This is a genomic window from Ruegeria sp. AD11(2025), from assembly GCF_056542405.1.
Genome location: NZ_JBQFZU010000018.1, coordinates 40,303 through 53,319, shown reverse-complemented (window position 1 = coordinate 53,319; position 13,017 = coordinate 40,303). Strand labels below are relative to the sequence as shown.

Here is a 13,017-nt window from a genome sequence, read left to right as displayed (position 1 = left end):
TTGCACCACCAAGGAGAACCGTTTTGAAGCGCCAACTGGCTGCGATTTTATCGGCTGACGTGATCGCCTCGACCAGGCTTATGAGCGAGGACGAAGAAGGTACTCTACAGAGAATCCGTCGACTGCAAAGGGAGGTGATAGAGCCGGAGATCTCGTCGCAAGACGGACGAGTGGTGAAGTACATGGGTGATGGTGTACTTGCCGAATTCCCTTCTGTAGTAAATGCCGTCCAAGCCGCAACTGACATACTCGAAAATAACAAATCCCGAGAACAAGATCAGCCGGAAGACCGCCGCATCCGGTTGCGGGTTGGCATAAATCTTGGTGATATTATCGCCGAAGAAGGAGATATTTTCGGCGACGGAGTGAATGTCGCATCACGCCTAGAAGCACTTGCTGACCCGGATGGGTTGTGCATCTCCGGTTTCGCATTCCAGGGGTTGGGTGCAAAATGGGCACACGAATTCGTAGACAGCGGACCTTACGAGGTCAAAAACATAAAGAAACCCGTTCGTGTCTACAGATGGCGTTCCTCGCTGAACAATTCAGAAGGCGAACGTCGAGGGGAGATCAAACCGACGATTTCCATTGCCCCGTTCAGTTCGCCGCCAAACGACGATGCAATAAACGGATTTGCAGCGGGTCTCGTAGAAGATATCGCAGTTGCAATAGGGACTGTCGAGCAACTCGTTGTTGTCGATGAGACCAAAGCGGTGGAACTACCAAGATACCGGTTGAGCGGAAGTGTTCGAACTCTGGCAGAACGCTTGCGGATTCAAGCGAAACTCGTGGACCAATTTTCTGGAGTTCAGGTTTGGGCGCAGAGATTTGACAGAAAAGCAGAGGACTATTTCGACCTGCAGGATGAACTGGCACAGACCATTGTTATCAGCGTCCATACCAAATTGGGGGCGGGGAGCTATACCAACAGGTGGCAACTCGGTACAAACAACTTCGAAGCTTGGCGATTGAGCGCTCAGGCTTTCAACATTTTCCAAAGGTATTCGCCGGATGCCATGGATCAGTGTATTGAAATTTGGAATGAAGCATTCAAGCACGATCCCGAGTTTCCGACACCACGAATTGCCCGATCCTATTGCCGTGCTCGAAAGGCGTTGTGGTCTTCTCCGGAAGAGGCGCAGGAATTACTTCGCGCGGCAGAAGAAGACTTTGAAGCCGCGCGAAATGCGACGGATGAGACAGATAGCCGACCCAATTCCCTTTTACGCGCCATTCGGATCGCTCGTGGCGATCATGAGGGCGCAATTGAAGCAGCTCGGCAGGGGTTCATGCGAGAGCCTGGAAACGCTGCAACCCGAGCGACATTGGCTTACGCATTGCTAATGGCAGGGCAACATGAGGAAGCGTTAGAAGAAATCCTCAAAAGCACTGCTGAGATCAAGAATTACCCTGGTTGGTTTTCGTCCATCAAAATTTTGAGCTACTTCTTCAGTGGGGATGTTCAACATGCGCGCGCAGAAGCCGAATACATCGTCCAAAAACAACCTGACTTTTATCCAGGCAGACCGCTCCTCGTTGTTTGCCACGTTGAAAGCGAGGCGATGGAGGCAGCACGAAGCATCGCCAATGAAATTAAGGCAAGAGATAGCAAATTCTCTACTGAAGTCTTTGCCAAATCGTTGGGGCTTAACCACGAAGACCGTCGTAATCGCATTCGCTCCGCCTTGACGCGGGCAGGCCTGTGAAAGGCGATTGAGTTATGGATGATCGGTTTGTTATGCATTGCCACCAACCATGCGTCCAACTCCACAGACCTGTTCACGGCGGCCCGCTGGTTTTTTCGATGCAGGGAAATCAGCTTACATAACAGATCATTGATGTTGTTTGCTTCTGCAATGCCCGTGAAGAACCTCATTAGTTTTCCGCATCGTGCATAGAGGGATTTTGATTGCACTTGAACCCGTTCAATGGCTCTGACAATCAGCGGAAAGTTCTAAATCTATTACGCGGGGTCAGAACGCGTAGCGCATTCCGAATTCGGTGCAATTCTGGTTCAGTGTCAGATCGGCTTTCCCGCTATCTCTGATGACACGTTTAGCATTGGGGAGATCGTTCGTTTTCGCGCGTTGCAGTGCGGTCTTTGGGTCAAGTCCGTGCCTGATCCAGCGGTGTTGTAGCCTGTTCTCGAGCTCTTCCAAAGTTTGGCTGACGAAAACCGTTGCGGTATAGACATCTGCCAGTGTACTCCACGGGGCGCTATCCATCAGAAGGTAGTTTCCCTCAACGACGACAATCGGAGTTTCTGGGTGAACAGCAATCGCGTTGGCAATGGCCAGATCCATCTGGCGGTCGAATTTGGGGTGAAAAGACACATGTCGCGCAGACTTCAGCCCTCTGATTGCATTACAAAACCCGTATCCGTCGAAGGTTTCCGGTGCGCCTTTTCGTGCTAGCAAACCACGCGCTTCAAGTATGCGATTGTCCAGATGATAGCCGTCCATAGGAACCAGCGTGGCCAACGGAACCGCGGAACTCTGTTGTCCGTTCAGCGATTGCACAACGGTTTCTGCAAGGGTCGACTTTCCGGATGCAGGGGGGCCAGCGATTGCGACAATCGCGCGGACCCCATCCTGCCTCCGGGAGGAGATCAGATCGCAAACGCGCTTAACATCCTGCTCGATCACGCGGCGTCCTCTTTCGGGGGCTCTTTGGCACCGGTCATGAAAGCCACGGCGTCGGACATCGTGTAGTCCTTGGGATCGATCGTGCAGAGCCTTTTGCCTAGCCGATGTACATGGATGCGATCGGCGACTTCGAAGACATGCGGCATGTTGTGGCTGATGAGAATGATCGGAATGCCACGTGCGCGCACATCCTGAATGAGTTCGAGAACTTTGCGACTCTCTTTGACCCCCAATGCAGCCGTCGGCTCGTCCATGATGATGAACTTGGTTGCAAAGGCCGCAGCGCGTGCAACCGCTACGCCCTGGCGCTGACCACCGGACAGAGTTTCAACTGCCTGATTGATGGATTGTACGGTCATCAGTCCAAGTTCGGTCAATTTTTCACGAGCGAATTTCTCCATCGCGGGTCGGTCGAGCTGACGCATGAATTTGCCCATGAAGCCCTGTTTGCGGATCTCGCGCCCCATGAACATGTTGTCGGCAATGGACAGGGCCGGGGACATGGCAAGCTGCTGATAGACAATCTCGATCCCCATATTCCGGGCGTCGATCGGAGAGGTGAAGTTGACCTTTTTGCCTTCAATGAGGATCTCGCCCTCATCCGGGATTGTGGCACCGCAGATCGCTTTGACGATAGAGGACTTACCTGCGCCGTTGTCCCCGATAACTGCAAGGATTTCTCCTTGGCGCAGTTCAAAGTCGGAATGATCGATGGCGGTGACGTGGCCATAACGCTTCACGATCCCGCGCCCCTGGACGACTGGAGTTGTGTCTGACATTAGCCCGATACCTTTCTGATCCACTGGTCGACCGCGACCGCTGCGATGATGAGAAGTCCGATGAGCAGGAAGGTCCACTGAGCGTCCGCGCCAAGCAACCTCAGCCCAAGTGTGAATACGCCAACGATCAACGCACCGAACAGCGACCCCAGAATAGAGCCCCTTCCGCCGAACAGAGAGATGCCTCCGATCACAACAGCGGTGATGCTCTCGATGTTGGCCAATTGGCCGGACGTTGGCGAAACAGATCCGATGCGGCCGATCAAAGCCCAGCCGGCGAAGGCACAGATCAAGCCGGATAACATGTAGACGGACATGAGGGTTCGATGAACGTTGACACCGGATAGCTCGGCGGCCTCGGGATCATCGCCGACCGCATAGACATGTCGGCCCCAGGCTGTGTGTTTAAGCGCATAGGCCAACACAAAAATCAGGGCGAGCATGAAAATGACGCCAATCGTAAAGGTCGCCCCACCGATGCTGAACTTGGTTCCGAAGAACTGAAGGAAAGGAGCGTTCGCCTCAATATCCTGACTCCGGATGGTCTCATTTGCGGAATACAGAAAGTTGGTGGCCAGAACGATCTGCCACATTCCTAGCGTGACGATGAAAGGCGGGAGTTTGACACGGCTGACAAGCCAGCCGTTGAGTGCTCCGATCAGGGTTCCAATCGCAAGACCGCACATGACGGCGATAGGTACCGGAATGCCGTAGCGGAACGTGAATTGCCCCATGATGACAGAAGAAAACACCATGATCGCACCGACGCTCAGGTCAATGCCTGCTGTCAGAATAACAAGGCTCTGTGCTGCGGCCACGATGCCGACGATCTGAACCTGCTGAAGGATCAGGGTCATTGCAAAAGGCGAGAAGAACTTCGAGCCCAATAGCAGGCCGAAAATCAATATCGCCCCGACCAGGACAATTAACGGCACAAAGGACGGGTTAACATGGAGAAGATGTTGCAACTTCCCCAATACGCCACGCCGATGATCTTCGAACTCGGCTACTGATTCTGTTTTGCTGGCGGCGGATTCAAATCCCTGGGCGCTTTGGTTTGATTCAGACATATCTCCCCCTTTTCGTGCATGGCTTTGCGCCCACGAGATCAGTGTACAGGAAGTTTCGGTTTGCTGGTGAAAGGATTGATGAGGCGCTCTCATGCGCCTCATCCATTAGGTCTGCGTCAGCCCCAGCAGAGATCCAAGCCTTCGGCGACCGAGATTGATTCTACGCCATCAACAGGTTGGTCCGTGATGAGCGCGACACCGGTATCGTAGAAGTCTTTACCGGGCGTGTTTTCAGGCTTCACTCCTTCATCGGCCCACTTTTTGACAGCCTCGACCCCAAGCGAAGCCATCAACAGCGGATATTGCTGGCTTGTGGCGCCAATAACTCCGGCCTGCACATTTTGTACGCCGGGGCAACCGCCGTCGACCGAAACGATCAGAACATCGTTTTCACGTCCAATGGACTTCAGAGCCTCGTAGGCACCTGCCGCTGCCGGTTCGTTGATCGTGTGAACAACGTTGATCGTTGCGTCCTTGGCCAGAAGGTTCTCCATGGCGCGGCGACCGCCTTCTTCGTTGCCGTCGGTCACGTCGCTGCCGACCAGTCGCGCATCCGATTCATCGCCAATGACATTGGGGTCTGCCAGGTCCACACCAAAGCCATCGAGGAAGCCCTGATTGCGCAATACGTCTACCGTTGGTTGGCTAACGTTCAGATCCAGTGTCGCGATCTTGGCGTCCGCTGCCGCATCGCCCATTTTTGCTTTTGCCCATTGTCCGATCAACAAACCAGCCTTGTAGTTGTCTGTCGCAAAGGTTGCATCCGCAGAGTCAATCGGGCTCAACGGTGTGTCCAATGCAATAACCAGGATGCCAGCGTCGCGCGCCTGCTGAACAGCGGGGACAATCGAACTTGTGTCGGAGGCCGTCAGGAGAATTCCCTTTGCACCGTCGAGAATGCAAGTTTCAATAGCCTGAACCTGGGTTTCGTGGTCGCCGTCAACTTTGCCTGCAAAGGCCTTTAGGGTCATGCCAAGCTCTTCAGCCTTGCCCGTGGCGCCTTCCTTCATCTTTACAAAGAATGGATTGGTATCTGTTTTCGTGATCAGGCAAACAGTTTCCCCGGCCGCGTGAGCAGATGCAGCCGCCATAGTAAGTACGGTCGCAGATGCCGCAATCTTGAATAGACTTTTCATGTTGTCCTCCCAGAAAAATGTGTTGCCCCGCATGGCATTCCCGCGAGACCCGCCCTCATCCTCCAATGAAGGTCTTATTCAAGAAACCGTGATTCTAGTCTCTCTGTCAATAAATAAATAAAGTTTATTTATTAATTTACTCCTGTATCTTTTCATAAGAAAACAAGGTGTTTATGTTTAAGGTTATGGAGAGAGAAGCGCTCAAAACACTGACCGGTGGGGTAAGTCAAAGCGGGGTTCGCGATCACAACGAACGTCTGATTTTGACAGTTTTACAACGGCATGGGCCCGCCGCAGGCGCCGACGTCGCGCGATTAACGGGCCTGTCTCCTCAGACTGTGTCGATCATTCTGCGCAAGCTTGAAAAGGATGCGATTCTCAAGCGTGGAATCCCACTGCGCGGGAAGGTGGGAAAGCCTTCGATCCCTATGGAGCTAAACCCGGAAGGCATCTTGTCGGTTGGGATGAAGATCGGGCGGCGCAGCGCTGATCTGCTTTTGATCGACTTTACGGGCACGCCGCGCCGCCAACTTTCCACGACCTATGATTATCCGCTACCCGAGATCATCTTCGGGTTTTTGGAATCTGGTTTGGAAACGCTTCTGTCCCACGAGCCCCAGAGGCTTCGCGACCGCGTTTGCGGGATCGGAATCGGAACCCCATTCGAGCTTTGGAAATGGCATGACCTGTCTGGGCTTGCGGCAAAAAAATTCCGGTCCTGGAAAAACGTGAACTTTTTCTCCGAGGTCGCCAAATTCAGCGACTTGCCTGTTTTTGTGGTTAACGACGCGACGGCCGCCTGTCACGCAGAGCATCTCTATGGGCGTGGGGCAGAATATCGCGACTACTTCTACTTCTTCATTGGCTCAATGATCGGCGGCGGTGTTGCGTTGAACGGAACCGTGTTTGAAGGCAACCAAGGCAATGCCGGTGCCTTGGGTGCCATGCGCACGACAGGTCCTTTGGGTGAAAGCCAGCAACTGATCGATACGGCATCACTGTTTTTGCTCGAGGACCGGTTGATCGAAGCGGGCGTCGATCCGGGGATTCTGTGGAAGAAGCCGCAGGATTGGAGCAGCATTTCTCGCTATGTCGAACCATGGATTGGCACCACGGCACAGGAATTGGCCAAGGCCGCTCTTTCAATTTGTGCTGTCATCGACTTTGAGGCCATTTTCATCGATGGCGCGTTCCCACCGGAAGTTCGGGAAGAACTGGTATCAAGGGTTCGCCGTTACTTAACCAACCAAGACAAACGCGGTTTGATTCCACCGGTCGTGGAGGCCGCAGCGGTTGGCGAAAACGCCCGTGGCATCGGGGCGGCAAGCAGCCCGATTTTTCGTCAGTTTCTACTGAACACCAACGCGGGACTTTCTGGGATGTAGCCGAAGTTCGTCGCCGTCAAATCTCCTAATCTGGAAGAAACCGCGGCGCCTGCAAAAGGTGGTGGCCTTCGAGTGGCCGCTTTGGTGCAGCACCGAATAGAGTAGCGGAGGGCTTGCTATGGGCCGCAGGTGAAGGCGGCGCAGAGGCAGCTTGCAGAAGAAATCGCCAACACTGACATCACCCGATTGGCGGCGGTGAAATAGCTTCTGAAAAAAATCGAAACAACTCTGTGATTGCCAGGCATTCGCTTAGCCTGCAATGTTCAAGGCGACTCTCCAACTGGAAAAGGACCACCCATGTCTCGACTTTCAGAACGCAGAGATTTTGCCGTCGCAGTCTGCGAGGAGGCTGGGGCAATTGCTCAAAAGTACTTCGCGGATCGGGGTAGTCTTGTTGTTGATCGAAAGGGTGCTCAGGACTGGGTCAGCGAGGCGGACAGGAATGTTGAAACCTTTATTCGTCAGAGGATTGCAGAGGCGTGGCCCAATGACGGTGTCTTCGGTGAAGAGCACGGCGCTACTGCTGGCAAGAGCGGTTTTGACTGGGTGATTGACCCAATTGATGGGACAACGAATTTCGTCAACGGCATACCTGCATGGACTATCGTTCTGGCTGGCGTCACCGAAGGACACACGGAAGTCGGTGTGATACGTGATCCAAATGTGGATGAGACCTTTGTAGCGCTGCGCGGAGAAGGAGCAACTCTAAACGGATCACCAATACGCGTCGCATCAGGGGTGGCGCTGCGGGATGGAACAGTCGCCGTGGGGTATTCGAACCGGATTGAGACCCGCCATGTTTTACCCATTGTCGAGAATCTTATCGAGAATGGGGCCATGTTTCACAGAAACGCCAGTGGGGCTCTGTCGTTGGCCTACGTTGCTGCCGGGCGCCTCCTGGGTTACGTGGAAGAACACATGAACGCCTGGGATTGTCTGGCTGGGCAATTGCTGGTCTCGGAAGCGGGTGGCATTGTCGAGGGTCAAAACGCCGATGTGATGATCCGCGAAGGCGGGCGCGTAATCGTGGGTACGCCAGATGTGTTCGAGACGCTGCGCGAAATCGCAGAGAGCGCTTGGAACGCCTAACGTCTATGCCAAGGCGATCCAACATGAGTTAGGCTTAAGCGTCTTTAAATCTGCCTGCCAGAAGTGGCCCTGTGAGGGCTGGTCGTGTTTACGGTCTATCGAACACTCCGACAATGCGCACCAAAGCAACGTGCCGACCGCTCCGTGTGTAACAATTGCAAGATCCCCGGTGTCATGCATCTGGACAATCTCTGCGACCGCGCGATGAATGCGTTTTTGCGCCCCGAAAGCTGTTTCCCAACCGCGATAGCTGACGTCCGGCTGAGCAAAGAATGCATCAGCCGCTGCCTCGAATTCGTCCCGGGGCAAATAACCGGTTGCGCTGCGGTCGTTCTCTCCAAGGCCCAGGTGATAGTTGACGAGTAGCGTTCGTGGTGCAGCAAGAATCTCGCCCGTTTCACGGGCCTTTTGCTCGTTGCTTGCCCAGATTTGCGTGACGTTCGACAAGATTTCACTGGCAGCAAATTCAGTAGCGCGTCTGCGGCCCGTCGCACTCAGACCCCAATCTGTGATCGGGACGACCGGATCGATAGACACCTCGGGGTGTGTGATGATCAAAAGATTCGGCATTTAGTCCGGCAAAAGCACCGGCCCTTTGTCGGCAAAACCCATCGTTATTTCGGTGCCGGGTTCAAGCGGCGCATCGACATCATCATGGACGGCAAAAACCTGACCGAATGCACCTGTCAGCGTGTACTCCATCCGAACGCCAACATAGGTCGCTTTGGCCACCGTGGCTGGTATGCCCTGATCTGAACCGATCACTAAACGTGAGGGGCGCACGGCGATGGTTGCGGTCCCTTCGGACAAACCACGGCGTGGTAATGTGTGGCGGTAGCCTTCGATTTCTATGGTTGCCGCGTCGCCTTCGATACCGACGACCTGGCAGTCCAAAAGGTTTGCCTCACCGATGAAATCGGCAACAAACCGGTCATTCGGGGCATCGTAAAGCTGGCGTGGTGTACCCATCTGAGCGATCGCTGCATTGCGCATGACGACAATCTCATCCGAGACAGCCAGCGCCTCTTCCTGATCGTGGGTAACGTAAACAACTGTCAAACCAAGGTCTTGCTGTATTGCCCGAATATCCTCACGCACTTGACGACGAAGCTTGGCGTCGAGGTTGGACAACGGTTCGTCGAACAGCAGCACCTGCGGCTCAAGAACCAATGCCCGTGCGACGGCAACACGCTGCTGCTGGCCGCCGGATAACTCTGAGGGAAGGCGGTTGTCGAACCCTTGAAGGCCAACCAGCTCCAAACCATGCAACGCGCGACTGCGGGCCTCATCCTTCGCAAAGCCCGAGAATGTGAGGCCATATTTCACATTCTCCAGCACGCTCATATGAGGGAACAGCGCGTATGACTGAAATACCATAGATACATCGCGGTCGGTGGCTGGCAGTTTGGTCACGTCCCGATCACCGATCAGGATCTTGCCGGAACTGGCCATCTCCAACCCTGCAATCATGCGCAATGTCGTTGTTTTTCCGCAGCCCGACGGGCCAAGCAGCGTTACGAGCTTTCCTGCGTCTACGTGAAGGTTGATGTTATCGACGGCGACGACATCCTTGCCGAACACTTTCGACACGTTCTCAAAGCGTACCGGGGCGGCCTTGGAACCGATTTTGGTGTCGGTCATGGCGATGTCTCCGTTCCGAGCTGCGTGCGCCGGCCAATCTGAACCCGGCCGACGAGAAGTTGCAATAAGCCAACCGCCGCGAGCATCACGAAGATCAGCGTCGTCGAATAGGCGATAGCAAGGCCATAGTCGTTATTCTCGACCCGACCGATGATATAGCTGGTTGCCATGTCATACTCCGCGCTGACCAGAAAGATGACGGCCGAGATTGCCGTCATGGCTCGAACAAAGCTGTAGACAAGTGCAGCAAGTATCGCAGGGCGCAACAGCGGAAGGATAACATTCCGGAAGGTCTGCCACGAGTTTGCGCCAAGGGTCAGTGAGGATTCATCAAGGCTGCGGTCAAGTTGCGACATGCTGGCAATGCCCGCGCGAACGCCAACCGGCATGTTGCGGAAGATGAAGCTGACAACAAGGATAACCCCCGTGCCAGTGATTTCGATTGGCGGAACGTTGAAGGCTAGGATGTAGCTAACGCCGATTACAGTGCCGGGGATCGCGAAGGACAGCATGGTGCCGAATTCAAAGGCGTTCTTGCCCGCGAAGCTCTGTCTGGTCAGCAGATAGGCAGTCACCAGTCCAACGGCGGCAGTCAATGGTGCAGCAATGGCGGCGATCGTGATGGTGGTCCAGAAACTGTCCCAAGCAGCTCCGGTCCAGCGTATGCCCTCTTCTTCGAAGCGAACCGAGAATGCGGTGATGTAGTGCTTGATGGTCAGCGAGTTATCGACCCCCCACAACTCGACCACACTGCCGTAGATGATCATCGCATAGACAATGATTGTGAACAGCCCCCAGCCCAGTGCAATGAGCAGAACGGGAACCGAAAGGCCGGTTGGCATCAGCGGATGAACACCCGCATCGCCTTTGCCGGTGACTGTTGTGTAGCTCTTCTTTCCCAGCCAGACGCGCTGCGCGTAAAAGGCGGAAAGGGTAAAGAACAGCAGCACCATTGCCAGAACCGCAGCCCGGCCTTGATCATATTGAGCACCGACGATGGCGAAGAATATCTCAGTCGACAGCACGTCGAAATTCCCACCCAATACAAGCGGGTTGCCGAAGTCAGCCATGCTTTCGATGAAGCCCAGAAGAAATGCATTCGCCAGACCAGGTCGCATCAGGGGTAAGGAAACCGTCTTGAACGTCTGCCATCTGCTGGCCCGCAGGGTCTGGGCCGCTTCCTCCATCGAGGGAGATACACCTTCAACCACGCCGATCAGCACGAGAAACGCTATTGGCGTGAATGCAAGTGTCTGCGCGATCAGAATGCCCGGCATTCCGTAAAGCCAGCGTGTCGGCTGTGTGCCGAGTAGTTCGGCAAAGAACCGGGTGACAGAGCCAGACAGTCCAAAAAGCAGGATGAGCGCGAGGCCGATCACGAATGGCGGGGTGATTATCGGGAGAACGGTCAATGCCCGTAACGCGCGTTTGTAGCGAAAACCCGAGCGCGTCACGACCAACGCGAAGCAAAGGCCGAGGATCGTTGTGATGAAGCCAACGAGGATGGCGAGGAAAAGTGAGTTCCAGGCCGCACCGCATCGGGCACCTTGAAAACACCCCAGCCCCCACAACCGGTCGTCGAAGAACTTCGAGAAAAAAACCGCAATGGAATACGCGCCGTCTTCGGTAATGAAAGCGGCGAAAAGCATCTTGGCGATGGGGAAAAAGACAAAAGCGGTGACGATGGTAATCACGCCGCCGATGGCGCTTACAACAAAGACGTCACCGTTAATGGCACCTCTTGCCGCGATACCTTGAGTGAGCAGGAACAGAAAGCTGGATGCGCAGATCATTGCGCCGTAGCCCATGCCGAACTGACGGTCGCCAAGCTCGCCAAACAACGCTTCTAACCAATCGAAGTTGAAGCCTCGGATGCCAATGCTGAAACCCTGAGCGATCAGCCAGCCGAAGCCGAGCGCACCGGACAGGATCAGAATGCGGGCATAAAGCGGATCAGATTTGGCGCGTTTCAACACCAAAAGTGGTAGGGCCAGAGCGATCAGGAGTGGAGAGAGCCAAAGTTTCTCACCCTGTCCAATCAGAAATGCAGCGGGGGCATAATCCTCATCGAACGGGTAGCCGTCCAAGAGCCATACGAACGACCACAGGCCGCCGTCGACCATGTACCAGGGCAACAGGCAGAATCCGACCCACCCGGCGATGATCCAGAAGATCAAGATCGGATGGGTCGTTTTTGATGTAGTGTCAGTCATTTACTGCGGCAGAACCGAAACCTCTTCGTCCCATTTCTGCAACAGACGTTTTCGTTCATCTGAGGAACCGTACTTTTTGAAGTCATAGTCGATCAGCTTGATCTGGCTCATATCAGGTGCGCTTTCCGATGTTTCCGCCCCCTTGTTCGATGGCACCTGAAACGCGTTGACCTGAAGGGCAAGATTCTGAGCTTCGGGCGACAGGGCCCAGTCGTAGAACTTCTTCGCCTCTTCCTCGTTGCGGGCACCGTCGATGATCGACATTGAGCCAATTTCGTACCCCGTACCCTCGCATGGTGCGACGACCTTGATCGGGAACCCCGAAACGGCCTGCTTTACGGCGTCATGCATGAAGACGATACCAATCGTGTTCTCGCCACGACCGGCGGCCTTGATCGGCGCAGAGCCGGACTTGGTGTATTGGTTGATGTTCGAATGCAGGCCTTTCATGAACTCAAAGCCCTCATCCTCACCAAAGATCTGCACCATTGAGGCCAGTGTTGTATAGGCCGTCCCTGACGAGTTCGGGTTCGCCATCTGAACGTGTCCCTTGTATTCGGGCTTCAGCAGGTCTTCCCAACAGGCAGGTTCGGGCAAGTTGTTTGCGGCGACAAGGTCGGCATTGTAGCCATACCCAAGCGCGCCTGAATAAATACCGATCGTCTTGTTGCCCGCGCTTTCAGCCTGGGATATCGCCCAATCGTGAAGCTGGTCGCGCATTGGCGACATGTATTCCATCGTCAGGCCTTCTTCGGCGGCCTGCAAATGCGGATCACCCGTTCCACCCCACCAAACGTCTCCTTTCGGGTTCGAACTTTCGGCGCGGATTTGTGCGAAGGTCTCGCCTGACGATTTTCGAGTCATGTTGACGTCGATGCCAGTCGCATCTTCAAAGCTGCGTGCCATGAGTTGGCACCAATCTTCTTGCGCCGAACAATAGAGTGTCAGCTTGTCGGCTTGTGCCGCCGACAGTGACGCGGCCAGGGCAATCACCGATCCAACCGCGGTCGATGTCAGTTTCCTCATTTTTTCCTCCCATTGAGCTTAATGCTTCCGGGT

11 protein-coding genes are annotated in these 13,017 nt (G+C 54.6%); 3 read left to right on the top strand and 8 right to left on the bottom strand.

Going from position 1 to position 13,017, the window contains the following annotated elements; all coding sequences use genetic code 11:
- The first annotated feature begins 23 nt into the window (after window positions 1-23).
- A complete protein-coding gene (locus ACR1XY_RS16680; protein WP_480594741.1) occupies window positions 24-1,706 on the top strand; it encodes a tetratricopeptide repeat protein in 1,683 nt (560 codons plus the stop codon).
- A gap of 267 nt (window positions 1,707-1,973) precedes the next feature.
- Here the strand turns inward: ACR1XY_RS16680 and ACR1XY_RS16675 are convergent, their stop codons facing one another.
- The 4 genes from ACR1XY_RS16675 to ACR1XY_RS16660 form a co-directional block, all read right to left on the bottom strand.
- Window positions 1,974-2,519, bottom strand: coding sequence for a nucleoside/nucleotide kinase family protein (locus ACR1XY_RS16675; protein ID WP_480594740.1), 546 nt, complete (start codon window positions 2,517-2,519; stop codon window positions 1,974-1,976).
- 122 nt (window positions 2,520-2,641) lie between these two features.
- Window positions 2,642-3,424: an ATP-binding cassette domain-containing protein gene (locus ACR1XY_RS16670; RefSeq protein WP_480594739.1), complete on the bottom strand. Its 783-nt coding sequence runs from the start codon at window positions 3,422-3,424 to the stop codon at window positions 2,642-2,644.
- Window positions 3,424-4,494: an ABC transporter permease gene (locus ACR1XY_RS16665; RefSeq protein ID WP_480594738.1), complete on the bottom strand. Its 1,071-nt coding sequence runs from the start codon at window positions 4,492-4,494 to the stop codon at window positions 3,424-3,426. The genes ACR1XY_RS16670 and ACR1XY_RS16665 overlap by 1 nt, the downstream gene beginning before the upstream one ends.
- A 116-nt stretch (window positions 4,495-4,610) precedes the next feature.
- Window positions 4,611-5,585 (bottom strand): substrate-binding domain-containing protein, encoded by a 975-nt coding sequence (locus ACR1XY_RS16660; protein ID WP_480594791.1) that lies wholly within the window; start codon window positions 5,583-5,585, stop codon window positions 4,611-4,613.
- Between the two features lie 230 nt (window positions 5,586-5,815).
- On the opposite strand from ACR1XY_RS16660, the gene ACR1XY_RS16655 reads away from it, so the two are divergent.
- Window positions 5,816-7,015 carry an ROK family transcriptional regulator gene (locus ACR1XY_RS16655; RefSeq protein ID WP_480594789.1) on the top strand — a complete coding sequence of 400 codons (1,200 nt, stop codon included), beginning with the start codon at window positions 5,816-5,818 and terminating at the stop codon, window positions 7,013-7,015.
- Window positions 7,016-7,312: 297 nt separating this feature from the next.
- On the top strand, window positions 7,313-8,104 hold the full coding sequence (locus tag ACR1XY_RS16650) for an inositol monophosphatase family protein (RefSeq protein ID WP_480594737.1): 792 nt from the start codon (window positions 7,313-7,315) through the stop codon (window positions 8,102-8,104).
- A gap of 3 nt (window positions 8,105-8,107) precedes the next feature.
- On the opposite strand, the gene ACR1XY_RS16645 is transcribed toward ACR1XY_RS16650, so the two are convergent.
- The 4 genes from ACR1XY_RS16645 to ACR1XY_RS16630 are packed head-to-tail and all read right to left on the bottom strand — an operon-like array spanning window position 8,108 to window position 12,984.
- Window positions 8,108-8,674 carry a histidine phosphatase family protein gene (locus ACR1XY_RS16645; protein WP_480594736.1) on the bottom strand — a complete coding sequence of 189 codons (567 nt, stop codon included), beginning with the start codon at window positions 8,672-8,674 and terminating at the stop codon, window positions 8,108-8,110.
- A complete protein-coding gene (locus ACR1XY_RS16640; RefSeq protein WP_480594735.1) occupies window positions 8,675-9,745 on the bottom strand; it encodes an ABC transporter ATP-binding protein in 1,071 nt (356 codons plus the stop codon).
- Window positions 9,742-11,958: an ABC transporter permease gene (locus ACR1XY_RS16635; protein ID WP_480594734.1), complete on the bottom strand. Its 2,217-nt coding sequence runs from the start codon at window positions 11,956-11,958 to the stop codon at window positions 9,742-9,744. The genes ACR1XY_RS16640 and ACR1XY_RS16635 overlap by 4 nt, the downstream gene beginning before the upstream one ends.
- On the bottom strand, window positions 11,959-12,984 hold the full coding sequence (locus ACR1XY_RS16630; protein ID WP_480594733.1) for an ABC transporter substrate-binding protein: 1,026 nt from the start codon (window positions 12,982-12,984) through the stop codon (window positions 11,959-11,961).
- Window positions 12,985-13,017 lie beyond the last annotated feature (33 nt).

Excerpts from the sequence above, each read along its gene's own strand:
- ACR1XY_RS16670 (WP_480594739.1), bottom strand. The coding sequence starts at position 3,424 with ATGTCAGACACAACTCCAGTCGTCCAGGGGCGCGGGATCGTGAAGCGT.
- ACR1XY_RS16665 (WP_480594738.1), bottom strand. The coding sequence starts at position 4,494 with ATGTCTGAATCAAACCAAAGCGCCCAGGGATTTGAATCCGCCGCCAGC.
- ACR1XY_RS16660 (WP_480594791.1), bottom strand. The coding sequence starts at position 5,585 with ATGGCGGCTGCATCTGCTCACGCGGCCGGGGAAACTGTTTGCCTGATC.
- ACR1XY_RS16655 (WP_480594789.1), top strand. The coding sequence starts at position 5,816 with ATGGAGAGAGAAGCGCTCAAAACACTGACCGGTGGGGTAAGTCAAAGC.
- ACR1XY_RS16650 (WP_480594737.1), top strand. The coding sequence starts at position 7,313 with ATGTCTCGACTTTCAGAACGCAGAGATTTTGCCGTCGCAGTCTGCGAG.
- ACR1XY_RS16645 (WP_480594736.1), bottom strand. The coding sequence starts at position 8,674 with ATGCCGAATCTTTTGATCATCACACACCCCGAGGTGTCTATCGATCCG.
- ACR1XY_RS16640 (WP_480594735.1), bottom strand. The coding sequence starts at position 9,745 with ATGACCGACACCAAAATCGGTTCCAAGGCCGCCCCGGTACGCTTTGAG.
- ACR1XY_RS16635 (WP_480594734.1), bottom strand. The coding sequence starts at position 11,958 with ATGACTGACACTACATCAAAAACGACCCATCCGATCTTGATCTTCTGG.
- ACR1XY_RS16630 (WP_480594733.1), bottom strand. The coding sequence starts at position 12,984 with ATGAGGAAACTGACATCGACCGCGGTTGGATCGGTGATTGCCCTGGCC.